Origin of the sequence: Methanovulcanius yangii (genome assembly GCF_018687785.1) — an archaeon.
Lineage (GTDB): Archaea > Halobacteriota > Methanomicrobia > Methanomicrobiales > Methanomicrobiaceae > Methanovulcanius > Methanovulcanius yangii.
The window spans coordinates 1,936,416-1,963,382 of the sequence record NZ_LTBL01000001.1 but is presented as its reverse complement, the minus strand read 5'-3'; the positions used below and the strand labels follow the sequence as shown (position 1 = coordinate 1,963,382).

12 protein-coding genes are annotated in these 26,967 nt (G+C 55.7%); 2 read left to right on the top strand and 10 right to left on the bottom strand.

Translation table 11 applies throughout. From position 1 onward, the window contains the following. Positions 1–44: 44 nt before the first annotated feature. From AZH53_RS09775 to AZH53_RS09755, 5 genes are all read right to left on the bottom strand, one after another. A complete protein-coding gene (locus AZH53_RS09775) occupies positions 45–686 on the bottom strand; it encodes a PKD domain-containing protein (protein WP_319643332.1) in 642 nt (213 codons plus the stop codon). A gap of 4 nt (positions 687–690) precedes the next feature. Next, entirely contained in the window at positions 691–3,549 is a 2,859-nt protein-coding gene (locus AZH53_RS09770; protein ID WP_319643331.1) for a PKD domain-containing protein, read from the bottom strand. 346 nt (positions 3,550–3,895) lie between these two features. Next, positions 3,896–5,503 (bottom strand): PKD domain-containing protein, encoded by a 1,608-nt coding sequence (locus tag AZH53_RS09765; RefSeq protein WP_319643330.1) that lies wholly within the window; start codon positions 5,501–5,503, stop codon positions 3,896–3,898. Between the two features lie 63 nt (positions 5,504–5,566). Further along, on the bottom strand, positions 5,567–10,588 hold the full coding sequence (locus AZH53_RS09760; protein WP_319643329.1) for a PKD domain-containing protein: 5,022 nt from the start codon (positions 10,586–10,588) through the stop codon (positions 5,567–5,569). A gap of 309 nt (positions 10,589–10,897) precedes the next feature. After that, positions 10,898–16,645: an Ig-like domain-containing protein gene (locus AZH53_RS09755; protein ID WP_319643328.1), complete on the bottom strand. Its 5,748-nt coding sequence runs from the start codon at positions 16,643–16,645 to the stop codon at positions 10,898–10,900. Positions 16,646–17,006: 361 nt separating this feature from the next. On the opposite strand from AZH53_RS09755, the gene AZH53_RS09750 reads away from it, so the two are divergent. Beyond that, a complete protein-coding gene (locus AZH53_RS09750) occupies positions 17,007–18,149 on the top strand; it encodes a TIM barrel protein (RefSeq protein WP_319643327.1) in 1,143 nt (380 codons plus the stop codon). 45 nt (positions 18,150–18,194) lie between these two features. Here the strand turns inward: AZH53_RS09750 and AZH53_RS09745 are convergent, their stop codons facing one another. From AZH53_RS09745 to AZH53_RS09725, 5 genes are all read right to left on the bottom strand, one after another. Beyond that, positions 18,195–19,232 carry an AAA family ATPase gene (locus tag AZH53_RS09745; RefSeq protein WP_319643326.1) on the bottom strand — a complete coding sequence of 346 codons (1,038 nt, stop codon included), beginning with the start codon at positions 19,230–19,232 and terminating at the stop codon, positions 18,195–18,197. After that, complete coding sequence (locus AZH53_RS09740; RefSeq protein WP_319643325.1) at positions 19,232–21,220, bottom strand: hypothetical protein; 1,989 nt, start codon at positions 21,218–21,220, stop codon at positions 19,232–19,234. The genes AZH53_RS09745 and AZH53_RS09740 overlap by 1 nt, the downstream gene beginning before the upstream one ends. An 18-nt stretch (positions 21,221–21,238) precedes the next feature. After that, complete coding sequence (locus AZH53_RS09735) at positions 21,239–22,399, bottom strand: hypothetical protein (protein WP_319643324.1); 1,161 nt, start codon at positions 22,397–22,399, stop codon at positions 21,239–21,241. Between the two features lie 4 nt (positions 22,400–22,403). Beyond that, entirely contained in the window at positions 22,404–22,538 is a 135-nt protein-coding gene (locus tag AZH53_RS09730; protein WP_319643323.1) for a hypothetical protein, read from the bottom strand. Between the two features lie 199 nt (positions 22,539–22,737). Further along, a complete protein-coding gene (locus AZH53_RS09725; RefSeq protein WP_319643322.1) occupies positions 22,738–24,255 on the bottom strand; it encodes a HEAT repeat domain-containing protein in 1,518 nt (505 codons plus the stop codon). Between the two features lie 351 nt (positions 24,256–24,606). On the opposite strand from AZH53_RS09725, the gene AZH53_RS09720 reads away from it, so the two are divergent. Then, positions 24,607–26,877, top strand: coding sequence for an N-6 DNA methylase (locus AZH53_RS09720; RefSeq protein ID WP_319643321.1), 2,271 nt, complete (start codon positions 24,607–24,609; stop codon positions 26,875–26,877). Positions 26,878–26,967: the final 90 nt, after the last annotated feature.

The window sequence follows — 26,967 nt, the reverse complement described above, 5'->3', positions numbered from 1 at the left end:
GAGCGGAAAAAGGAAATGAATTTTGGGTCGGAAACCGCCGATGATCAGGCGAGCAGGGCGATGATGTCCTGTGCCTCATGGATCAGCTCGACCCCGTCCTTCGAGGGAATGATCTTGCCGTTCAGGACGGCGACGGTGTTCTTGAAGAGCCGGACATACGTCGCACACTGCTCCATGTCGCCCGCCTCGTAGGCAGAGGAGGCCGCCTCGAGTTCGCCCACGAGGATCGTCTTCACCCATGACGGGATGGTATCGAGCCCCTCCACGTGCAGGATGAGGGCATCGATGCGGGCCCCTGCGGTGTCGCCCGTCACCACGATGTAGTTCTCCCGGATGAGCGTATCGCCGCCCGCCCCGTTGGCGACCGTGAGCGTCACCGTGTAGATGCCCGGCGACTCGTAGACGTGGACGGGATTCTGTTCCATGCTGTCGCAGATGCCGTCGCTCTCGAAGTCCCACGCGTAGGTCGTCTGGACGTTCTCCGAGCAGTCGGTGAACTGCACGGGAAGCGGCGCCGCTCCCGCCGTCGGATCGGCGGTGAAGTTTGCGACCGGCAGGGGGGCCGCGACCACCGTGCCGGTGACGGTCAGGGTATTGCCCGCAAGACCCGCCGGTACGAGAAGGGCCGCACAGAAGAAAATCGCCAGAACCGCCTGCCATCGCCGCATCGTCGTCATCGTCGTCATCGCCTCAGGTCACCGCCCCGGTGAAGGTGATCTCCGCACGGTAGACGCCCGACGCAAGCTGCTCATCGCCCGCCACCGTGGTCTGCTTCAGCCAGATGTCGTAGGTACCGGTACCGTCGCCGTTGTCGAGGATAACGCTGTTGCTGTTTGCTCCGACATAGGCATCGCTCTCCTTCGCCTTCACCTGCAACGGGTTATAGAGATAGGCGCCGTCCGTGACATACCCCGTGCCTTCAAGCCACGCCGCCATGTGGCCGGGGTGGGGGTTGGCTGAGGTGTCGCTCACCCGCACCTCCCACGTGGACGCTGTTGTGGAGACACTGAGGTCAATGGAGGTGCTGTCCACGGTGTCGGTCTCGGTACCAAGGTTCCAGCCCGTCAGGTCGCCCGTCGCCTCGACGGTGATAGAGGGAGTGGTGCTGCCGACGGTGATGTACCCGGTCTTCGTCATCGTGTCGCTGCCGGCGCTGTTCGTTGCCGTCAATGTGACCGTGTACGTCCCTTCGTTCTCGTACTCATGGACCGGGTGCTGGAGGGTGGACGACTCCCCATCCCCGAATGTCCAGCTCCAGCTCGTGGGATTGTTCGTCGAGGTATCGGTGAAGGAGACCGGAAGCGGTGCACTCCCGGTCGTCGGGTTGGCGGTGAAATCAGCGACCGGTGTCGTCACCGTACCGGAAACATTGACGAACGCCGTCTTTGTTACGGTCGTACTCCCACCCAAATTGGTTGCGGTGAGGCTCACCGTGTAGAGGCCGGGATAATTGTAGGTATAGACGGGATTTTGCAGGGTGCTGTCGACAACCCCGTTCGTATCGAAATCCCATGCCCATGAGGTAGGGTCGCCCGTCGAAGTGTCGGTGAACGAAACCTCGAAGGGCGGGCTGCCGGTAACGCCTGTGGAGGAGACAACGAGGGCGCTCACATCGTCCACATTCGCCGTGATTGTGTCCTTCTTGTTGGTGCCGGTGATCGCCTCGAACCGGAGGGTGTGCACTCCCGTATATGACGAAACGTCAAGGGTCTCCTGCGACCAGGGGAAGGTACTTGAAGAATAGGTGGCCTCCACGGTACTGTCGATGGAGACATCCAGACGCGAGACACCTCCCTCAGCGCTAACTTCATAGAAATAGGAGAGCTGATCAATACCCGTAAGGTTGAGGTCCTGTTCGAGATACGAGGGCGGCGTGCCCTTGGTGGACTGCAATTGTGCACTCTTGATGCCGGAGTGTTGGGAGGAGGTATCTGCAGTAACTCCTGCCGATGTCCATCCCGTCAGATCGTCCTCAAACCCGCCGTTCACCACCACATCGGCACTCGCCGAAAAGTCCGCCACCGGTGCCGGGGGAAGCACCTCGATGTAGCCGGTCTTCGTCTCCGTATCACTCCCGGCGGCGTTCGTCGCGGTGAGCGTCACCGTGTAGGTGCCGACGTCGGTGTAGGTGTGGAGCGGATGCTGCTCGGTCGAGGTGTTCCCGTCCCCGAAGTCCCAGGACCAGGACGCATAGGCGGAATCCTCCATCTTCGCAGAGAGGTCGGTGAAGAGAAGGTCCAGTGGCGCAGGTCCGGACGTGCAGAGGGCGAGATCTTCGATATCATCCAGATACACGGTATAGCCAGAATCATCCAGGTCGCTCACGGCCCTGAATGTCAGGGTATGAGTCCCGCTGAACCCTAAGGACGAGATGTCAATCATCTCTGTCTCGTAGTACTCTCCATCGCCTGATGAAAAGGTGCCAACGACGGTATCATCGACAAGAACCTGCATGTACACCTCCGGTTCCCCATAGTAGTACGTATAGAACCTGATGCTCTCCACATCCGTGAGATCCACCTCCTGCTCCAGGGAGGCACTTCCCAATGAAGGTGCCGAAAGTTTGGCACTGTATGTGCCGTGCGTTTTTGTCGAGGGGAGATAGGCCGTATAAATGCTCACTCCCGTCCCTGTCCAGGGCGAAACGATACCGGTCTCGAAATCACCGTTGGTTATCCGTCCGGTCTTCACGTTCGCGGCGAATGCGGCCTCGGGAGCAGGCACCGGGTCGTTGGAGGAGACATAGATCCGGTCGACATACTTCAATGTCCAGCCGCCGAGCGAAGGGTACTGGATACCGCCACTGTAATAATAATACCAGTACTCCTCGGACATGCCATCGAACATGTCCGCGAGTCCCGCTACATGGAACCCATCCACGTTCCGGGAGGTGTCGGCAAAGAAGGTGGCTCGCATGCCGTTGGTGTAATCCGGGCCGGTGTAGCCGCTTGTCATTCCCGATTCCCCGGCATCCATGGAATACCACGTCAGGACATACGGGCCGAGCTCCGACGTGTTCTCGTAGAGGACGCTATACGGGACGACCTTGTTCACGTTGTCGGCCGCGATCACCTTTGCGTCCTTTCCCTCGGGAAGACCCCCGACGAGGTCGCAGAGGTCCGCGATATTCGTGCCCTTCAGTTTCCCGAGGTTCTTCCCTTCCCAGTTCGTCCGCTCATTCTGTTCGTACGACTGGGTGGAGGCGTTCCAGATGCGGTCCCATTTCTCTTCGCTGTCATCCCATGACGGGGCCACACCGCCCGGCCAGTCGTCCCGGTAGTCCGGGAAGGAGACCCCGTACTCATTCTCCCATTCTCCCTCGAAGATCGGCCCCTGGAAGTAGTAGTACGTGTTTCCGTCGCCCCACACCTCGAGGTTCTCCTCCATCCATTCGTACGACACCGTCGTTTCATTGATGGGAGTCAGCCCGTCGATTGCGTATCTTCGAACCGTGACCTCGGTCGAGTAGGCGCTGCAGGAGAACGCGAGAACAGAGAGAAGACAGAGTATCAGTAGAATCCGGTACATGGCGCGTTGGTTCCTTTCCATAATCAATGCTTCTCCTCGGAATGCAGGCCTTCCCGACGCTGCTGCCCGACAGCGAGCGCCATGACTATGCCTGTAACCATTGTTGATGCCCGGCGATGGATATAATTTTTGATTTATTAAGTCCATTGAGTAAAGCTAATATAATTGATTCACTATCCTTCACGTACTCCTATGAAAGAGAGAGCTGCGGGGAGAATACCCCTGCCAGACCCAACGGATCCCGGCACAATGTATGGAATCGCCGGCGTTGCACAATGGGGGCCTGCCACGGATGGCGGGATGAGAGTCCCTCCTCCGGGCGGTTCCCGGTCGCCCGCGTCGCCATCGCACCAGCTCTTTCCCTTCATCATGAAACCGTCACGAAACCGACTTTCGTCTCCGTATCGCTTCCGCCGGCATTCGTCGCCGTGAGGGTGACATTGTAGACCCCTTCGGCGGTGTACAGGTGAGTCGGATTCTGTTCGTTCGACGTCCCGCCGTCCCCGAATGTCCATGCCCACATTGTCGGGGTATCGGTTGAAGCGTCCGTGAAGTGCACGGTCAGCGGAGCAGCGCCGCCGGCACCGTCGTCTGCATCGTACGGTGCGGTCGCGTCGTCGATGTATGCGGCAATCATGTTGTTATTCTTCGTGTTGGTCCACGCCAGGAAACGGACCGTCTGGATTCCCGAGTATCCGCTGATCGTATCGGTCGCCCACCCCGTCGTACTTTCATAGGTACGGACAGGCGAGCCGTTGAGGTACACAAACAGCTTCCCCTTGTTCAGCGAGGGAATGGCATAGGCAAATGTCAGTGAGCCCGCATCGGTGAAGTTCACCTGCTGCTCGATGTACGAATCGCTCCCCTCCAACGAATACAGGGAAGCACCGTATGAACCCACATACGCTGCTCCGGCAGCCACGGAGACGCCCGTTCCCGTCCAGCCGGTGAGGCTGCCCGTCTCGAATCCTCCGTTCGCCACCGCGTCCGCGGCTGCACTGAAGTCCGCCTCGAGCGCCTTCACGGTGATGAATCCTGCCTTCGTCTCCGTGCCATTCCCGAAGGCATTCGTCGCCGTCAGGTTCACCGTATACGTCCCGGCGGCCGTGAAGGTGTGGGAGGGATTTTGCAGCGTCGAGGCGTTCCCGTCACCGAAGTCCCATTCCCAGGAGGTCGGGGCGTACGTCGAGAGGTCGGTGAACTGCACGGTTACCGGCATGACCCCTGAGGACACGTTCGCCGAGAAGTCGGCGCCTGGGGGGAGGGGTACCGGGTCGGTGCTGAAGATCTGTATCCTGTTGATGTACTTGCCGGAAAGGCCGGTCGTTGTCGGGTAGAGCTCGGTCGGCCCCCCGTAATAGTAGTACCAGTACTGCTCATCGGCAGCCTCGTGCCAGTCCCAGTTTCCGAATGCATGAACGCCCCAGGGATTCGTCGAGTTGTCCGCAAACCAGACCATTCGCATCCCGTCATAGTAGCCATCCGAGACATTGCCCTGACCAGAGCGCCACCATGTCAGCACGACCGGCCCTTCGCGGTCGGAATATCCGTAGATATTCTCGTAGGCAAGGTACCTGTTCCAGTTGTCCGAAGAGATGAACTTCGCCTCCTCCCCTGCCTTCATCCCGCCGACAAGATCGCAGAGGTCCTTTGCGTTCGTCCCCTTCACCGCGCCCATATCCTTCGTAAGGACATTCGTATCCTCCGCGATATTCCAGCGCAGCAACATCTCTTCATCGGGATCCTCATCATCGACAAAAACCGGGCCCTGGTGATAGTAGTGCGTCACCCCGTCGCCGTAGACAGGGAGGTTCGCCTCCATCCAGGTATAGGTGACAGTCGTCTGGTTCAGGACATAGATCCCGTCGTTCGCGTAGCGTGTCACCTGGATCTCCGTCGTCGCCGCCGAGACCGAGCCCGGCAGCGCCAAAACCAGGATGAGGAAAATAGTAGCCAGAATCAACATTTTTTTCATTCTACATCCCTCCATTGGGATTATCGATCCATTTTCTTGAAAAAATGAGGTTTGGTCCGGACCTCACGCCAGCACAGTGATGTACTTGCTCATGCTCAGCGTGTCGGTGCCGAACTCGTTTGTTACGGTGAGGGTCACCGTGTACGAGCCCTTCTTCGTGTAGGTATACACGGGGTTCTGCTCCGTCGAGGTGCCCTTGTCGCCGAAGTTCCATTCCCACGACGTCGGTTCGCCCGACGACAGGTCGGTGAACGAGACCGCGAGCGGGATCGTACCGGTGAGCGGGTCGGCACTGAATGCCGCCGTCGGCGGCTCCGGCTGCACCGGCACTTCCGCCACCGTGACAAAGCCGCTCTTCGTGACCGTGGCGGTTCCTTCCGCATTCGAAGCGGTCAGGGTCACGGAGTACGTACCGGGCTGGTCATAGGTGTGGACCGGGTTTTTCACGGTGGCATCGATCGCACCGTTGCCGTCGAGGTCCCATGCCCACGACGTCGGTGCGCCGCTCGACAGATCCCTGAACGAGACCGTCAGCGGCGCGTACCCGAGGGCGCCCTCCGTCGAGGAGGCATAGGCAGAGACGTCATCGACATACGCCGTCAGGATATCCTTCCCCGTCGGTCCGCTCGTCACCTCGAAGGTGACGGTGTGTTCACCCGAATACCCTGCGACACTGATCGTGGGGCGGTACCAGGCGATGACGGAGGAATACTCGTCAACCTTCGTCCCGTCGATGAGAACCGCAAGCGACCCGGATGTCGCCTGATTGATCCTGAAACTGTACGTCAGCGTGTTCACTCCAGTCAGATCGATCACCTGCGACGCCGACGAGACGACGCCCTTCGTCGAGGCGAGCGAAACACTGTACGTGCCGGTGTTGGCAACGCCGCCGACGACCTCCGCGGAGGTCAGCGTCCAGCCCGTGGCATCCCCGCTCTCGAACCCGCCGTTTGCCACGATCTCCACTGCGCCTGCAAAGTCGGCGGTCAGGGCGGAAACGCTCACGACATCCGTCTCCGTTGCGGTGTCGGTGCCGTAGGCGTTTGTGACCGTCAGCGCCACGGTGTAGGTACCGGGGGCGGTGTAGGTCCATGCGGGATGCTGTTCTGTGCTGTCCACCGTACCGTCACCGTCGAAGTCCCACGCCCATCCGGTCGGCTCGTTGGACGAGAGATCGGTAAACTGCACTGTCAGCGGGGCTTCGCCGGAGAGGGGATCGGCTGCGAATGCCGCACCCGGCGGCCCGAGCACGAAGGTGTCATACACACTCCCTTCCGGATAGAGATAGGCGACCTCGCTGCCGTCGGGGGAGATCTCCGCGACCGGGACGACGTCCACGGTGGCGGTGCCCGCCTGCGGGTCGATGGTCACGCGGGCGTAGCCGAGGGTCAGCTCGAGGCTGTTCCGGTAGCCCTCGATCTTCTCCTCGTCGAGCAGCAGGTAGGACGGCCCGCCACCGGTGCCCATCACGGTGTACATGATGCCCGATTCGAAGTAGCGCTCATAGGCATGGACATCGCCGTTCATGACCATATCCACACCGCCCGCAGTCAGGATGTCCTCCCACTGTTCCCTGACATTGAGATAGCCGCCATAGTGCTTCAGGCTCGAGCTGTAGGGCGGCTGGTGGAACGCAACGAAGTTCCAGTCGGCCGGCCCGGCGAGATCGGCAGTGAGCCATGTCGTCTGTTCGCTCATCGCCGGCCAGGCCCATTCGTTGCTGTCCAGCACCGTGAAATGCGCCCCGCCGCAATCGAACGAATACCACTCCGGCATGCCGAAGATGTCGTAGTAGAGGGTGGCATTCTGCTCGTGGTTGCCGAGCGCAGGGAAGATGGTCAGATTGCCAAGCATCGGCCCGCCGGCCGCAAAGAAGCGGTCCCAGTCGGTAGTGAGCGTTGCATCGTTCACGAGGTCACCACTGTGGATCACGAAGGCGACGTCCTCCTCGTCTGCAATCCGGTCGGCGACAAGTTTGTGACGCTCCTCCTGCGAGAAGGTCGGGAGCTGGTCCTGTGAATCGCCATAGAAGATGAAGGTGAACGGGCCGCTCTCGGGCAGGGTCGAAAAGTGCAGGTCCGCAGTCGTCCCGCCGTCCCTGACGACGCGGTAGTGGTAGAGGGTGCCGGGGGAGAGATCCGCAAGGGCGACGTGGTGCAGCAGGGCACCGGTCTCGTCGGTTGCGCTCCGGTCGTAGCCGCCGGTTGCCGAGAAGTATGCGTCATCGGCGTACTCGACGCTCACGATCGCGGCTTCCGGGGTCTTCACGTTCACGGTGGTCCCGGTCGTGGTCGTTCCGGTGAGGTACGGTCCCCAGGCAAAGAGGACGGTCTCGGCGTATTCGGAGGGGAGGCCTGCGAGCGGGTAGCTGTCGGTGTAGACTCCCGACGTGAATACCGTCTCGCCCACGCCGTCGCCGTCGGCGTCGCTCCCGGCATAGGCGCTGTAGTAGTTGCCGAGGTAGCCGGTGTGGATGCCGCCGTCGTAGGTGTAGGTGAGCGGCTCGGGCGAGCGGGCGACATTTGCGGTCAGGATCTCCAGATCATCGCCAATCACGGCGTTGAGCCAGAGGACGTTGTCATGCGGCGTATCCTTGATGCAGATACCGGCATCAACGTTGTTTGAGACGGTGTTCCCGATGAGGTAATTCTCGTACGCGGTGTCCCGGATGCTGATCCCACGCTGGGTGTTGTCGTGGCAGTAGTTCTCCGCAACGGTGTTGTTCGTCCCCTCACCGCCGATGTGGATACCGTTGTAACAGCCGGCGCAGTCGTTTGCGATAATCAGGCAGTCGTCGAATCCGACGATCTCGATACCGGCGACGTGTTCATTCGTCGGCCCGCGGACAGAAAAGCCCTCGATGGTGACGCCGTCGGCATCGATGTCGAAGACCGGCAGCGCCGGCGATGCGGCGGTCACCGTCACGGCAGAGGCGCCGTTTCCGCTCCTGATGGTCAGCGCCTTGTCGACGAGCACATTTTCGGTGTACTCGCCGTCAGCGACCTCGATCACGTCTCCTGCAGAGGCGCCGTCGACGGCGTTCCGTATGGTCAGGTAGCCGGCGCCGGTGTTCAGGTTGTGGACCGGCATATCCGCATACACGCCGATATACCCGGTTTGCGTGACGGTGTCGGAACCTGCATCGTTGGATACGGTGAGCGAGACCGTGTAGGTTCCAACATCCGAATAATTGTATACGGGATTCCGGGTGGTTGCATCCACCACACCGTCCCCATCAAGGTCCCACGCCCAGGAGGTCGGGGATCCTTCGGATATGTCGGTGAAAAAGACGGTGAGCGGTGCTTCACCCGCGGTCACATCCGCGATGAAAGACGCGATTGGCGGGACCGTTCCTTCCGTAACCGCGATGTAGTCCGCCTTCACTTCGGAGTCAGTCCCCGCAGCGTTGGTGACGGTCAGGGTGACGGTGTAGGTGCCGGCGGTATCATACGTGTAGGTCGGGTGCTGTTCGGTGGAGTCCACCGTCCCGTCACTCTCAAAGTCCCATGCCCATGAGGTCGGCGAATCCGCCGAATAATCGGTGAACCGGACGGTGAGCGGTGCGGGCCCCTCCGTCACGTCTGCCGTGAAGGCCGCGGTCGGGCTGACGGGGGTATCGGTCACGGTGATGTACTTGGACATCTTCACGGTGTCGGTGCCGAGATCATTGGTCACGGTGAGCGTCACCGTGTAGGCACCCTTCTTCGTGTAGGTGTGCACCGGGTTCTGCTCGGTGGAGGTGCTCCGGTCCCCGAAGTTCCACTCCCACGAGGTCGGGAAGTTGGCCGACTGGTCAACGAACTGCACCTCAAACGGGATCATCCCGCTCCGGACCGGCGCCTCGAAGGCGGCGACGGGGGCAACTCCCGCCACCTGGATGTAGTCGGCCTTCACCGCGCTATCGGTGCCGTCGGCATTCGTTACCGTGAGTGCGACTGTGTAGGTGCCGGGGAAGTCGTAGGTATACGACGGGTTCTGGAGGGTTGAATCCACGATGGAGTCACCATTGAAGTCCCACGCCCAGGAGGTGGGATTCGCAGAGGAGAGATCGGTAAACTGCACGGTGAGGGGAATAGTCCCCGCCGTGACATCTGCCGCAAAATCCGCGATCGGGACTTCGGTGACGGTGATGTAGTCCGTCTTCGTCTCGGTTGCCGTTCCCGCATCGCCCGTCACGGTCAGCGTCACCGTGTAGGTGCCGCCGGAGGTGTAGGTCCAGGCGGGGTTCTGCCCGGTGGAGTCGACCGTGCCGTCGTTGTCGAAGTCCCACGCCCACCCAAGTGCATCCGTGGATGCATCGGTGAACTGCACCGTCAGCGGTGCATCGCCGGAGACCGGATCGGCGGAAAATTCGGCGGAGAAACCGGGATGGCTGTAGATGCTGATCCTGGAGATGACCTTGCCTGAAAGCCCGGTCGTGGTCGGATACTTTTCGGTGGGTGAGCCGTAGTAGTAGTACCAGTACTCCTCATCGGCGGCCTCGTGCCAGTCCCAGGCGCCGAAGGCGTGAACGCCCCAGGGATTGGTCGAGTCATCCGCGAACCAGACCAGCCGCATGCCGTCGTAGTACCCGGTGTCGGGATATGATTCTGATGGATATAATCCGAGGTCATCGACATACCAGGTGAGCACGACCGGACCCTCGCGGGATGAATACTCGTAGATATTTTCATACGCGAAATAGTCGTACCAGCCATCCGCGGCGTTGATTTTTACCTCATCGCCGTCGTCCATCCCCCCGACGAGGTCGCAGAGGTCTTTGACATTGGTACCCTTCAATGCACCCATGTCCTTTTCGCGGACATTCATGTCCTCGTCGGGATTCCAGCGCAGTGCCGCCTCAATTTCGGGGTCGGGATAGTCGATAAAGACCGGCCCCTGGTGGAAGTAGTGGGTCACGCCGTCTCCCATCACCGGGAGGTTCGCCTCCATCCAGTGGTAATCGACGGTTGTCTCGGCAAGGACAGTCGTCCCGTCCTCGTCGTACTTGATAATATGCACCTCGGTCGTCGCCGCCATCGCCGGTGCGGCAAATAACAGGATGCATAGCGTAAATCCCAATAAAACGATAAATTTGTCCTTCAATTCTATCACCTGCCGTACACTGAAAAGAGACGTCCCCCTCAGCACTTACAGTTAAGAAAACGGTCGGAAGCCGGATTCATAAAAGTTGTTATTATTAATATAATTGAATTAAATAAATTAATTTTATCCGTATTGGAGGGAACCCACCCATTCGATTTAAAATTAGGCGGTAATTTTGCATCAAAAAGAAAAAATTAATAAATAATTAGTCTGAACGGCAAATTGCCTTTCACAGTCCTACGAATTGAAAAATCGACGCCACCTGTAACTCCAAACCATCTCACCATGAGAAAAAGAGGATGAGAATTTTCAGCCATCGGCAAGCGCGTCAAGGATCTTCTGAGCCATCGTAATCAGGGAACCGGCATCTTCCTGAGGGATCTTCTTTCCTTCAAGTGCCTCGACCTGGTTGATGAATGCACTCAGGTGCGACCCTGCGAGGTTCACCGCCTCTTCTTCACTCATTCCCTTCATTGTTCCGGAATCCTCACTGCCTGTTTGGAATTCGAGGCATCCGATGGCGGCGTCAAGCTTCACGGTCAGCGCCTGTTCCGTCCCGTGGTGGAGACCGAGGCTGATAACATACTCTTTGAGCGCAATCGTTGCTTCCAGCGGGGTGTCGGTCGCAGGAACCGCGACCACTGCGCTGCCGGAGACGGCATTGTTCATGGCGGTGATGGTCGCAGAGCCGGGCGATGCGGCGGTGAAGAGGCCGGTGGGACTGATGGTGCCGACAGCGGCATCGGAGACCGACCAGGTGACAATGAGGTCCTCCATCACCGCGTCATACTGGTCATACGCGATGGCAGAGAACTGCTCCCTTGCTCCGATGGCAACGGTGGAGGTTGCGGGAAGGACCTCGATGCGGGTCAGTTCGGGAGCGGGGAGCGGAAGCGCTACAGTCGCCGTGGCATCGCCGGCGATGAGGCCGGAGGTCGCGGTGATCGTTGTCGTTCCGCCTGTGGCGGCACTGAAGAGACCATCGGATGTCACGGTTCCGACACCTTCATCGGAACTTGACCACGTGAACGTGGCACCCGCCATCGCATCGCCATACTGGTCATACCCGGTGGCCGTGAACTGCTGCGTCTCGCCGATCTCAACCGTTGCAGTGGACGGGGAGACCGCGATCGAGGTCAGGACAGGGGCGGGCAGTGGGACAGTGACGCTTACACTGTCGGAGATCAGACCGGAGCTTGCTGTTATTGTCGTCGAACCGGCTGCGGAAGCACTGAACAGACCGCCGGAGGTGATTGTCCCGACATCCTCATCGGAGCTCGACCACACGAAGGTGACACCCGCCATCGCATCGCCATACTGGTCATACCCGGTGGCCGTGAACTGCTGCGTCTCGCCGATCTCCACCGTCGCAGTGGACGGGGACACCGCGATCGAGGTCAGGACAGGGGCAGGGAGTGGGACGGTGACGCTTGCACTGTCGGAAATAAGACCGGAGCTCGCTGTAATTGTCGTCGAACCGGCTGCGGAAGCACTGAAGAGGCCATCGGAGGTTATGCTCCCAACGCCTTCATCAGAACTCGACCACACGAAGGTGGCACCCGCCATCACATCGCCATACTGGTCATACCCGGTCGCGGTAAACTGCTGCGTCTCACCTATCTCCACCGTTGCAGTGGACGGGGACACCGCGATCGAGGTCAGGACGGGAGCGGGCAGCGGGACAGTGACGCTTGCACTGTCGGAGATGAAACCGGAGCTTGCTGTTATTGTCGTCGAACCTGCTTCTGAAGCACTGAAGAGTCCATAGGATGTCACGGTACCGACCGATTCATCGGAGCTCGACCACGTGAACGTGGCACCCGCCATCACATCGCCATACTGGTCGTACCCGGTCGCGGTGAACTGCCGAGTCTCACCGATCTCCACCGTCGCCGTAAACGGGGAGACCACGATCGAGGTCAGGACTGGGGCGGGCAGCGGGACAGTGACGCTTGCACTGTCGGAAATAAGACCGGAGCTCGCTTTAATTGTCGTCGAACCAGCTGCGGAAGCACTGAACAGACCGCTCGAGGTGATCGAACCAACGCTCTCGTCGGAGCTCGACCATGTAAACACAATACCCGCCATCGCATCGTCATACTGGTCATACCCGGTTGCGGTGAACTGCTGCGTCTCGCCGATCTCAACCGTCACAGTGGACGGGGAGACGACGATGGAGGTCAGGACAGGGGCAGGGAGCGGAACGGTGACGCTTGCATCATCGGAGACGAGGCCGGAGGTAGCGGTTACTGTCGTCGTTCCACTTGTAGCGGCACTGAAGAGACCATCAGAGGTTATGCCCCCAACCGATTTGTCGGAGCTCGACCATACGAAAGTGACGCCTTCCATCACCGCATCATACTGGTCGTAGCCGATCGCGGCGAACTGCTGGGTCTCACCAATCGCAACCGTTGCAGTGGACGGGGACACCGCGATAGAGGTCAGGACAGGGGCGGGCAGCGGGACAGTGACGCTTGCAATGTCGGAGATCAGACCGGAGCTTGCTGTTATTGTCGTCGAACCGGCTGCGGAAGCACTGAACAGACCGCCGGAGGTGATCGAACCAACGCTCTCGTCGGAGCTCGACCAGATAAAGACGATGCCAGCCATTGGATCACCATACTGGTCATACCCGGTTGCAGTGAACTGCTGCGTCTCGCCGATCTCAACCGTTGCAGTGGACGGGGACACCGCGATAGAGGTCAGGACAGGGGCGGGCAGCGGGACAATGACGCTTCCACTGTCGGAGATGAAACCGGAGCTCGCTGTAATTGTCGTCGAACCAGCTGCGGAAGCACTGAAGAGGCCAGCAGAAGTTATGCTCCCTACGCCTTCATCAGAACTCGACCACACGAAGGTGGCACCCGCCATCACATCGCCATACTGGTCATACCCGGTCGCGGTGAACTGCTGCGTCTCGCCGATCTCAACCGTTGCAGTGGACGGGGACACCGCGATAGAGGTCAGGACAGGGGCGGGTAGCGGGACGGTGACGCTTGCAATGTCGGAGATGAAACCGGAGCTCGCTGTAATTGTCGTCGAACCAGCTGCGGAAGCACTGAAGAGGCCAGCAGAAGTTATGCTCCCAACGCCTTCATCAGAACTCGACCAAATGAACGTGACACCCGTCATCACATCGCCATACTGGTCATACCCGGTTGCGGTGAACTGCTGCGTCTCGCCGATCTCAACCGTTGCAGTGGACGGGGACACCGCGATAGAGGTCAGGACAGGGGCGGCCAGCGGGACGGTGACGCTTGCAATGTCGGAGATGAAACCGGAGCTCGCTGTAATTGTCGTCGAACCTGCTTCTGAAGCACTGAAGAGACCATCGGATGTCACGGTACCGACCGATTCATCGGAGCTCGACCACGTGAACGTGGCACCTGCCATCACATCGCCATACTGGTCATACCCGGTCGCGGTGAACTGTTGGGTTTCGCCGATACCGACCGTTGCACTGGACGGGGAGACCGCGATAGAGGTCAGGACAGGGGCGGGCAGCGGGACGGTGACGCTTGCACCATCAGAGATGAGGCCGGAGGTAGCGGTCACCGTCGTCGAACCGGCTGCGGAAGCACTGAACAGACCGCCGGAGGTGATCGAACCAACGCTCTCGTCGGAGCTCGACCACGTGAACGTGACACCCGTCATCACCGCACTATACTGGTCATAGCCGGTTGCGGTGAACTGCTGCGTCTCACCGATAGCAACTTCAGCAGAGGCAGGCGTGACCTCGATCGTCGTCAGTTCGGACGGTGGGAGCGGAACCGTCACGCCGGTCTGCCCGGTGATGCTGCCGGCGGTGGCGGTGATCGTCGCCGTTCCCGCGGCATCGGCGGAGAACAAGCCCTTCTTGTTGATGGTGCCGACGGCCGTATCAGAGCAGGCCCAAGAGACCGTGATATCCGGCATTGGCTCGCCGTACTGGTCATAGCCTGTTGCGCTGTACGACTGTGTTGCCCCGATCTCGACTGTGGCATCGGCCGGCAGAACCTCGATTGTCGCGAGCTCAGGCGGCGGAAGCGGCACCGTCACAACGGCAGTGCCGGAAACACTCCCGGAAGTAGCCGTGACCGTTGCCTCGCCCGCGGAGGCGGCACTGAAGAGGCCGCCTTCGGTGATGGTGCCCACCGTTTCATCCGAACTCGACCACGCAATCGTGATGCACGCCATCACGTCGCCATACTGGTCATATGCCGTCGCCGAGAACTGCTGCGTCGAACCGATCTCGACCGTCGCGGTGGACGGCGCAACCTCGATTGTTGCGAGCTCAGGCGGCGGAAGCGGCACCGTCACTACGGCAGTCCCGGAGATGCTTCCGGAAGAGGCCGTGATAGTCGCCTCACCCGCGGAGGCGGCACTGAAGAGGCCGGCGGACGTGATCGTCCCGACCCCTTCATCAGAACTCGACCAGCCAATCGTGATATCATCCATTACATCGCCATACTGGTCGTACGCTGTCGCCGAGAACTGCTGCGTCGAACCGATCTCGACCGTCGCGGTGGACGGCGTAACCTCGATGGTCGTGAGTTCAGGCGGCGGCAGGGGAACGGTCACCGCCGCGGTTGCAGAGATGCTCCCGGAGGAGGCGGTCACCACAGTGGTGCCGGGGACCGCAGCCGAGAACAACCCGTCCGCACCGACAGTACCCACCGTCTCGTTCGAGCTCGACCACGCGAAGACGACGTCCGGCAGGAGATCGCCGTACTGGTCATAGCCCGTCGCAGTGAACGACTGCGTCGAACCAATCTCGACCGTGGCAGTCTCCGGCATCAGGAGGATGGAGGCAAGCTCCGGTGGCGGGAGGGGGACGGTCACCGCGGCGGTCCCGCTGATGCCGCTCGCGGAGGCGGCGAGGGTCGTTTCACCAACGGCAAGCGCGGTGAAGAGACCGGCCGGGGTGATCGTCCCCACCGTCTCGTTCGAACTCGACCAGATGATATCGACGCCGGTCATCGTATCGCCGTACTGGTCATACGCCGTCGCCGTAAAGGTGGAGGTATCTCCCAGGGAGACGCTCGCCGTAGCGGGCGAAACGATAATCTCCGTCAGGACGGGCGGGGGCAGGGGGACGGTCACCAATGTGCTGCCGCTGATACCCCCGGAGGTTGCGGTGATGGTCGAGGACCCGGCCGCCGCAGCGGAGAAGAGGCCGTCCGTGCCGATGGGTCCCACCGACGGGTCCGAACTTGCCCATGTGAAGGTGAGGTCCTCCATTACATGGCCGGACTGGTCATAGCCCGTCGCCGCGTACTGCTGCGTCGAACCGATCTCGACGGTGGCATCCGCCGGCGTGACCGCGATCGAGGTCAGTTCGGGGACGGGATCATCGCTGTAAATCGTTATCTGATCGATATACTTCCCGGATAGACCAGTAGTGGTAGGATATGCCTCTACCGTCTGGGTTTGGGAGTCATACTGATAATAATAATACCAGTAATTTTCATCCGCCGCCTCGTGCCAGTCCCAGGCCCCAAAGATATGTACTCCCCACGGATTCGTCGAGGTGTCCGCGAACCACACCATCCGGATACCTTCGACATACGCTTCTGATACATACCCCAGATCCGGGCGCCACCATGCAAGCACTATTGGCCCCTCGCGATCTGAATATTGGTAGATGTTGTCATAGGAGAGAGTATCGCTCCATCCGTCCCTCGCTATGAATTTCGCTTCTTCGCCGGCATTCATTCCGCCCACGAGATTTAAAAGATCGACTGCATTCGTGCCTTTTACGGCGCCCATGTCCTTATCGAAATATCCGTAACAATTAATGTCCTCATCCGGGTTCCAGCGCAACGCCGCCTCAATCTCGGGGTCAGGATAGTCGATGAAGACCGGGCCCTGGTGGTAGTAGTGCGTCACCCCGTCGCCATAGACCGGGAGGTTCGCCTCCATCCAGATATAATCCACTGTCGTTTCATTGAGAACGGTAACCCCGTCATTTGCCAGTTTCGTGACGGTAATTTCCGTCGTTCCTGCAGCTGAGGCCGGAACCACCATCAGCAGGAGGATAAGCATACCGATCAGGCAGGCCTGAGATCTCCTCGTCAATCGTATCACATTCATTCCCTCGCAGATTGTTCAAATTTCTGTTTAAGAGGCCATTTCTGCGATATGTCCGTTTATAAGGGTTTTTCCAGTAGGGGCCCCTCTACACAGCTTATATAAGGAATATTATTTTTTTGTCAATAAAGGACGAAGATAATTTAATTTAGTGAACCTCTTCACCACACGGAAAAACACTATTGCCGGAGAGGGAATCCAAAGGAAAACCCGGAGCATCCCACCTCTTCCGGACAGGCACCACATGGTGTCCATTCGCGTTTCCTTAATCAGCCACCTCTTCCCACCATTCAAAAGAAAACCCTCATCCCCCGTCCCGTCGACCTCTTCTCATTCAAGGAGTCGTCCCGTGGACCGTTCGCCTATTCCATCCACCACCCCGGCACCCGTTGCCGCCGGAACCGCCCCCCACTCATACAGCGAGCTCATCAACCTCGCCGTCTACCCGTGGGACCGGGCCCGCTTCGGCGGGACATGGGAGGACGTCGCCCGCTTCTGCGCCGCCCACGGCTGTGCAGGCGTCGAGCTCTACACCGGCTACGAACCGATGCCTGAGGACCTCCCGCCCGGCCTCGTGAGGAGCGTCCACCTCCCCTTCCACTCCGCATGGCCGGAGATGATGGCGGCGGCACGGGAGGAAGAACAGGAGCAGGAGCTGGAGGAGGACGGGACGGCCCCGGCCGGAGATCCGAACAACGCCACGACTTCCAATGATCCCGGGAATGCCTCCGTCCCCGACCCCCTCGACCCCTCCTTCTTCCCGCACACCACCCACGCCTCGCTCTTGGCCGCCCTCCGCCTCCAGCTGGAACGGGCAGCCGAGGCCGGGGCGGCGTACGCGGTCTACCACGTCGGGTACTACCAGCCGGTCGAGATGTTTCTGCAGACCTACGCGATGGGCGATGCCGGGGTGCTCGACCGGGCTGCTGACTTCCTCAACGAGCTCGCCCGCGCCTTCCCGGAGGGCGAACCCCCCGTCCCCCTGATGTTCGAGAACCTCTGGTACCCCGGCCTCACCTACACCGACCCGGACGCCGTCCTCTCATTCATGGACCGGCTTGCCTTCAAGGGCTACGGATTCCTCCTCGACACCGGCCACCTGATGAATGCAGTTGCCCTCTCCGACGATGAAGACGACTGCATCGACGCCGTCTGCGACTGCATCCGGGCTCTGCCGCCGGCGATCGTCGAGAAGATCGGCGTCGTCCACCTCCACTGGAGCGGGTCGCACTCCCTCCGGCAGGAACGCCGCCGCCGGGGCGTCCCGAACGGCTTTTTCGAGATGGCCCGCCACGACCAGGAGACGCTCGCCTTCCAGCACGCGGTCCTCACGGACCAGCACCGGCCCTTCACCTCGGAGCGGTGCGGGGAGATCGTTGAGGCGGCGGCGCCGGAGTGGGTCGTACATGAGTTCATCGCGGGGACGGCTGAGGAGCACGGGGAGGCGCTTCGGGCGCAGCGGGAGGCGTTGGGGAGAAGGAGAAGAGTGTAGGATTTTGGGTATTCGGCAAATATCGCCCGTAAGCATCTAAGGTGCCTATTCCTTATCTGACTGTTGAATGTCAGAAATGATTTGTATTTGATATTTAATTTCCGAGGATTCTTCCTTTGATTTAAACTCAAAATTCTCCACAGCATATTTCATATTTTCAATATTGAGCTTACATTCCCCGGATTCAGAAGTGTTCATGAGAGCATGCATCTGGGCTTTATGGATTATTCCCAAAATCTCGGCAGGTGTTACCTCTGTTACCTCCTTTTCCTCTGTTACCTTCTTCTGCTCGGCAAATATCATTTCACCCACGCTTATGCATTCGGATTCACCTATGGTATGATGATCCTTACCAACTCTGTGTTTCAGAGTCTTTTCAATAATTTTTGAGATTTCTTCCGGGGAAGTCGCAGATTTGAATTCAAACTCCGAACCAAACCGTCCGGGACGCCTCAGGGCGGGATCAATTTTTGAAAGCCGGTTGGTTGAACCGATAACGATCACATGGCCTTCGGCATAATTTTCGGATTTGTGCTTGAAGCCGTCCATCCGTGTCAGAAGCTCCCCCACGATACGCGGTTCAAGGTCCCCACGTGTTTCTGCCCGGTTTGGTGCGAGGGAGTCCAGTTCATCGATATAGATAAGAGCGAGTCGCCCTTTCCCAGCCTTGGCAGCCTTTGTGGCCATTCGCTCCGCCTGCATAAAGGCAAGCCTCAGGTTCTCCTCACTCTTCCCGTAGTACTGGGAGTAGATTGCAGGTCCATGGATGACCACCATACGCTTGTTCACCTCCGCATCAGCTTTCTTTTTATCTTCTATCCCTTCGGCAAACATCTCCCGTGCAATAAGATTCATCAGGTGTGTCTTTCCTGTGCCTGGTTCGCCATAGAGAATAATACCCCTCGGAGGAGTCATCCCGGGATAACTGCCAGTATTGATGGCATCAAAAAGGTGTACCATCTTGTGTAGAACATTCTCTTCCCCGGATGATGGCTGCCAGAACTTCTTCTCAATATTAGTAATGCAGTCAGTCAGCCTCTCTGCCTTTTTATCATTCGTACTCGCAAATGTTGGATCTTCCATTAGTTTGCCTCCGCCTCATCTGTGCCATTCTTTTTCTTCGTATTCTTTTCAGGAATCGGTTCGATGGTCCAGCGGTAAAGTCCTGGTTCAGGTGGATTGAGAGTACAGAACTGAATTTCCTTGAAAATATTTTTCTCTAACTGATTTTTCCAGAATTTCTCGTGACGGAGAAGTTGTTCACGGAATAAAAGTCCCGCCTCTGGGGAAACGACGAGACGCAGAAGTGAATTTTCCAAACCTGAATCCGAACCTATATCCAGATATTTCTTCAGTGTGCCATCGATTGTCTTCATCGGATATACCGAATGGGTGAGAGATTCAAATTCGATTATATCTCCTAACTTCTCTTCTTCGGACTTGAGGTTGCGGAATATGCTAATGTCAGGAGTGATCTCGAATTTGTCTAATTTCTTCTCTGTTCTTACCGAAAATATCTCTCCGGCCAATTTTGATTCTTTAATATCAACAATTTTCAATAACTTCTCGAATAGTAGATCAGATTCGTCAGAATTCTCCTCCAATATCTTCTCCATCCAATTTTGCAGGGATTCGGTTTCCGCCCGAGAAAGTTGTTCGAAATTTTTATCGGTAAAGATGAATTGGTCGGTACACTCAAACAAGGCCGCAGCATAGCACGCCACCTTAAATGGATACTGGTATTCGTCCTGGTCACCCGGCCCAAGCTTGACAAAAGTGTCGAAGAGCCTGTTCGTCGCAGACAGGGCATCCTGTCGACGGTTCTGCATCGCATGAAATGTCTTCGTCTTCGTGGTAGTGGCATCGTACCCGGTCAACCGGCTTCTCAGATGTTCCTCGTCAACGCCGTTGCACGTAATGATTCTGCAGACGTCGGAGTACCCTGCGTTTGCCCAGCATTCTTCTATCATCCCCTTAACCTCCTCGGGTTCCTCGGTTGCAAAGATGCCAAATCCGAACTCCTGCATGGATGCACCCGCAAGCCGGTTTTGGATGGTGCCAAAGAGGATTTCCGCCTCTGCCGGCACTTTCCTGAGGTCTGCAAATTCAATCTTTTTCCCGAGCGTGTAGTTACTGAGGCTCTGCTCGCTGAACGAGTCCAGCTGATCGGTCGACCCGGACCACGATGAGCCAACATCAAACCTGAATTCGGATTTCCGGAAAGTGGTATCGAACCGTTCCTTTGAAAGAACAGTCGTAAGATACTTCACGGCAAAGAGGACCGGCACATGCTTGCAGGAATTCTCCGAATCCTCCTTTACGATCACCAGGAGCGGGCCGCGAAGCATGTCACTGTATGAGCGGGGAAAGGCTCCGTCGGCACCGAGAAGTTCTTCAAATTCCAGGAAAGGTTCCTTTGGGACCGAACCGCTGTGGTTAGCTTCATTTGTCTGTTCATTCTCAGATTTTTCCATAGAATCCTCCTCTGAATTGTTAACATTCGATAATTTTCCAAATTTTTCGTAGTCATATGCTATGCCAAGTGGCCGGGAACTCACCACTTTCAGTTCTGAGATTCCGGTCTCACCAACCTCTTTAAAGAGGGAAGATGCATCGAGACACAGGGTCTTTTCACTAGCAGCGAAAAAATTAACATCCGGCGTCTGGACACAAATCGTAACGGTGGAAAAACCCGTTTCTTCCGGAGGGCGAAAGGTAAGAAAAACGTCCGCCATTGACAGAGCATCACCGGACATTCCAAAGAAGTCATATTCGGGAATCTTGGTGAGGATGGGAAGAGTGCCAAGGCCCGTATTTTTGGGAGCGTGAAAGGAGATATTCACACCCATCAAAGACGCATTACAGTCTAATTTTTCGAAGAACGCGAAATCTGGCTCTTTCGGGGATATATTAAGTTTGGAGAAACCTGTTTCTTTGAGATTTCTGAAGATGAAAGTAAACCGATGAGAAGGTCTCACACCGGAGACAATTTTCTCTGCGTTGACTTGCTCCTCTGAAGATGTCTGTGACTCCTTCTGTATTGAACGGAATTTATTTCGATTTTCCGACATCACGATCACCAGTATCGGTTAGTAAAATGTCAATTCAGTGCCTGAATTACACTTTAATTCCAGTAGCCCCGTGATCACGGCAGGAAAGAGCTTATCCATAATTTCTTCAATACCTTTTTTTTTCTGAATTGTCGGATATTGAGGGATAATTTCTCTAATATAATCTGAATAGTCCCCTTGGACAGAGATAAAACCAGATTCGTCAATTAACAGTGTCCTTTCCGGATTTTCTTTACGGTTATCACTTGTATAGGACCTTTTCGAAAAATAATCTTCAAATTCCGTAATTGATGCATTGAACCCATCTTCTTTTAATGCAGCAATATAGGATCTGCTGGATGAACCAATCGATATTGGTAAATACCCAAATTTTACAGCTAATGCGTCAAGAAGTACCCATATCTGCCAGTTCATCTTTGCAACGGATTCCGCAAATCCACCTTCCTGATGCCGATAAAGGGTATAGGCATCCCTGTCATCATCTTCAACATGGCATGGGAAATCCCAAGGTTCAATCCCAATTAATAAGAAAACCTGGTCCCGGATCGTTCCATTCCCCAACCGCGGGTAATACTCCTCTAATCCTTTTAGATGAGCATAATTCAGCCCTTTAATGAAAAATATCTTCGAATTATGATTGATCGTCGCCTTCTGGAGGTGACAAAGGAAATCATTAAGGAATTCCTGTAATTTCTCAGGATGTTGCCTTAAATCATATTTACAGCACCCTCCATGAATACCGAATCTCTCCATAATTTTATTGCAAGTGTTTGATAATTCGAGTAGATTTTTAGAATGGGAGAGCCCAAACAGATCTTCACCTTTAAAAAATTCCAAGGTCGCAGATCTGCTGAACTTCGCCCCCTGAGGATCAAATTTGAACTCGAGAATATTGCGATATATCCCACAAACCGGGTATTCTCCATCTGGAGGTTGTTCCAAATCATCCGTTAAGCCACCAAATAGGATTGTCTTGAGCGATTCATTCTTGTCCAGATCGTCTTTTGTGATTATCCCCTTCTCACCGGCAATCTCCTTCATCCATTCCCTCAACTCACAAAGAGCCTGAACATCCTGGTACACCGGCACCACGGTTTCCTCAACAAATGTTCTCCATTCCTCTTCGTCGGTGTAATCGAATCCGACAAGTTCGTCGAAGTTTGCAGTAATTTTGTTCATTCGTTCACTTCTCCTCAAATTCAATCTTCATCAGGGCCGTTGTGGTCCTGCCCCGTTCTTTCATTTCCCCCACCTTTGCAGGAAGTTCGCTCAGGGAAGTTCCCTCCAAAATGGCGGAATACCCTGATCCAAAGTACACTATTGGCAAATACATCAAGATAATTTAAATATTTTTTTAATGAATATTTTTCACATATATCTCTGATTTGGTCGGATATTTTGTATTCAAATATTCATTGAATCCATTCATTCCATATAGAAGCATTTCGCCGCAAATTTCGAAAAAATATATTATATTCCGACTTTTATTCCGCAGATCTTTTCGGCGGACCATACCCCTACACCACATCGCAATCCCCTCCGAGTTCAAAACGAAGGTTTGCCATCTGCAGCTGGTGCACCTTACGCATGAAAAGGAACTGCTCATCAATGTCAGTCCCATGCACCTTCTCCGCACCATACAGAAAATACTCCACAGTTTCCTTACGCTTGGCCGGGTCCGGTGAGAACAACCCGGACATAACCCTATCGAGGATGTGTTTGTTCAGCTTGGTTGCAAACTCCAGGTCGCAAAGGGTAAACGTGCCCTCATCCCTCCGGGGCAAGGTGATGAATTTCTGCAGGATCTCCCGAATATCACCCTTGAAAAGACATTTTCTCGCCTGTTCACGGATATCCTTGTTCTCTGACTCAAGCGCAATCTTCAGGAGTGAAAACAACCCCTCTTCGTCCTCGCTCAGCGCCATTGCAATAATGACAAGAGAGGGCATCTCGCTTTCATGGAGCAGTTCATACGCACACACCTTTCCCCTTGGGCCGAGGGAGGAGAGGGTCCGAACCCCCTCGTATGCCGGAAAATCACTGATGTAGCTGAATGGCTGATTTCGTAACGAGAGAAACGCGTCTGCCTCCTTCAGGTATTCGCGCACCAGAAAGGACAGGCAATCGGCATATGAATCCCCGCATACCTTCGCGATCCTGAGGAGGTGCTGGTGGACCCTGAAGTAGTCATCCCTCATCGACGGAGCGCCCTCCTGTGCAAAGATCTCACTAATTGCAGGGTCGGGATGGAGGATCTGACTGAATTCATCACAATAGGCAGGTGTCATACAGGCTTTAAGGGCGTCAAGGAAGGGTTTTAGCCTCCGTTCACGGATGAGACTTCCATACGATCCACGGAATTGATCATCCCTGCACTGTTCAAACTCCGTGCGGATCATATCAAGAAGGTATGGCGTCACCTCAGGATTCTTCATAATGCTCACATCTTCGAGGATTTTCATCCGATGAAAAGATGATGCGACACCTGCAGCACACTGGACCATGGGAATTGCCGCATCCGAATGGCAGAGCAGAACAAACGCATGTGAGGCCGCACATTTGACCTCATCGCTCTCATCCTCCAGAAGCCCATAGAGTTTCAGGATTGCGGCAACGCTCGGCTGGCCGAGGAAACCAAGCGCCTCTGCCGCGGCACAGCGGATGCCCGCATCCTCATGGCCTGTCATCTCCAGAATCAGGTCCGTATCAGATTCCCGCCGCATCATGCCCAGCGCGACAAGTGCCGGAGGGGTCGATTCCGGGGAGTTCTCATGAATTTTGCCGAGAAGATGCTCGGTGGCGCTCTCACCGTAGGCGAGGAGCACTTTGCCCGCCTCAAGGCGAATGGCGTCATTGCCTTTCTGGACGATTTCCATGATCAGCGGAATATCCTCATGATTCCTCTCTGCAGCAACCGCCCAGAGCGTCTGCATCAGAAAATCTCCGGCACTTGCCTGTTTTCCCTGTTCGATGGCTGCCCGAATGACGGTTCGCCGCCATTCTTCGACCTCTTTGCGCACTTTTTTCTCATCCATTCATATCAGCTCCCTGCACCCTGAAGGAAGGATTCACAGCAGTGTGATCATTTTTATCGGTGACGAGGACCATGATCATTCATAGCCATCCCATCCGGTTGGCAAGCACTGCCGGGCTGTTCCCGTTCTGCAACGTTCCCCCGTACCGGTCGTCGGGGCTTACGCCACCATGCCAACCCGGAAGGCGCACTCAGATACCTATGCATGCATGGTTAATATACGCTAGGTAATGCAATATTTTGAAATAATGTTTTTTTATTACATTACTAAAGTAATATTATTGCAGATGATGAACCAATTCTCCATTGCACACCGATCAGGTGATCGATTACCCAACACCGAGGGATGCTGATGAAAACATGGATAAAAAGGCGGTCTGAACTACTCGAAAAGCACTTCGGCACAAGACAATTTACGACTGATGATGCCCTGAAATTCCTTCGCGAATATCCCAAATCTGACGGCAAGCCGCTCGCCGACAATAAAAATCAGGTGATTGGGATCATTTCAACGTTGGTGAAGAACAATAAGGTCATAAAGTGGCAAAATCTCCAAGACAGAAGGAAAAAGTTCTACCGTTTCATCCCTGCCGACGGCCAGGAGAATTGTCAGGATAACGCAGAGGATGGATTTTCCGGAGAGGATGCGCTGGAGATCCTGAAACTCACATTCATTTCCACATTCTTTAAAAACGCAAAGGAACAACAGCCCGAAATAGCATTGAACAGTCTCTTTGGTTCGAAGACTATCGACTTTTCACTGTATTCTGAACTATTGTTCCAATCCAGCGCGGTCACCGTCACCGATCCTGAGACCCGGAAGAAGATCCTGAACACCCTTGGTTCATCGGATTATTTCACTCTCAGTCCCAATTGGGAGGAACAGTTCAAAGAAGATTTTAACGACCCATCTTTGAAAAATCTCAGTCCTCGCTTTATCGCCGATTTATTCAATTTCGAATCGTTGCCATCATCCATAAACGAGGATGTACCCGAAGATGAAGACCAGAAACTCAATCTGCGCCCACTCGGTATCCGCCCCCATCTTGCCCTCTCGATGTCCGGTGACCTGGAAGAGAAAGACCGCGTATCGGTTCACTTCGATGATGAGAAGGAATTTCTCTCACTCCTCCCCTGCATAAAGCAGGTATATCCTGAAAACTATGATCTCACCTTCGATCTAACCGTTGACAAGGATGACCGCACGACGGCAGAACTGTTTATGGCCCTCTACACGATGGCATTGGGCAATATCACCCTCTCAATAAAAAATTCCCTTCAATCCGTAACGCCATCAGAGCAGTACGATTTTTTTTATGTCGCCCCTGCATCAACCAGACGTACCAGTGATTTGGACCCTTCCGCAATGGAAAAAGAGCAGTTCAGGTTCCAGGATGGGATGCCAAAATTCACCGGATGGCTCTGGGTCCAGAAAGTGTATGGTTCACTTACCAAGGGCGGGCGTGGTGCAGTGGTTCTCGATCGAAGTGCCCTCTCCCGCGGCGGTGAAGAGCAGAAGATCCGAGAGCGTATCATCGAAAGAGGAATCCTGGAGAGCATAATTCTCTTTCCGAAGGCGGTGGGAAAGAAGGCCATCAAACAGGACTGTATGCTGATACTCCGTGACGGAAGGCCGAAAGCAGAGCAGGATTATGTGCTGATCATCAATGCTGAAGATATTCCGGAGGATTGGGAAGATTTTGTGGAATATATCAGCGAACTTGATGGAGATCGTGTTGGTATAGCGCGTGCGGTCCCTGTTGATGAGGTACGGGACAGAGAATATGACTTGGACCCATGGTTGTATGTCGTTCCCTCCGTCGGTGATCTGAGAGAAACACCCGACCCTAGTGCGAGTCGGGAAGAATTTGGAAAGAAAACGAATGAAATATCAGAGTGGTTAGACAGATTCCAGGATAATCACAAGGGCGACATCCCTCCTGAAGAAGCAAAAATGACTCCAATCGGGTATATATCTTCAAATGAAGACCGGGTTCAGGAGATTCATCTCAGAGATATCAGCAAAATCATAGATGGCGTAGAAATGAAATCCATTGCTGACAGCATGGAGAAAAAGCCCGATATGATTTGTGGGCGGGATTTCGATGCCAGTGGACAGTTTAACGGGGCATCCGGAATTGCGGCTCACGGTTCGAAGCAAAGTATCCGGAAAGGGGACATCCTGTTCAGAATACCACAACCAGATAGCTGCCCAAGACCGTCGGATACGCCCCTGTGGATTATTTGTACTGAACAGATGAAAGACCGATATTTCTCAAAGGACTTCCTCCTCATCCGTGCTAATTCTAAAAAAGTGGTGCCTGAATACCTCCATCACTATCTCTGCGATTCCCCCGCAGGAAAAAAAGTTGCAGAAGACCTAGACTATCTCCCCTGTGTTGATACTATCAGCCATTCACCACGCAGGTTTAAAAAATATATTGGCAACATCACAGTCCCATTGATGACGTCCCTTGAAGATCAGCAAATGGTTCTGGAAAAAATAAAAGAATTAAAGGAATTCCTGAATCTCTGGAGGGATGGACAGTCTGAAGCCCAGAAGTTTATTGACAATTTAATGGTCGGCATGTTCATGGGCGATTTTACGGCAAATATCAATTAATTAGTCTTGTGGTTTCATACTCAGGATGAACGAAGAGGCATTCTGAGGATGAATTGTTCTCAATTAGTGTATCAGCCAATATTGATGAAA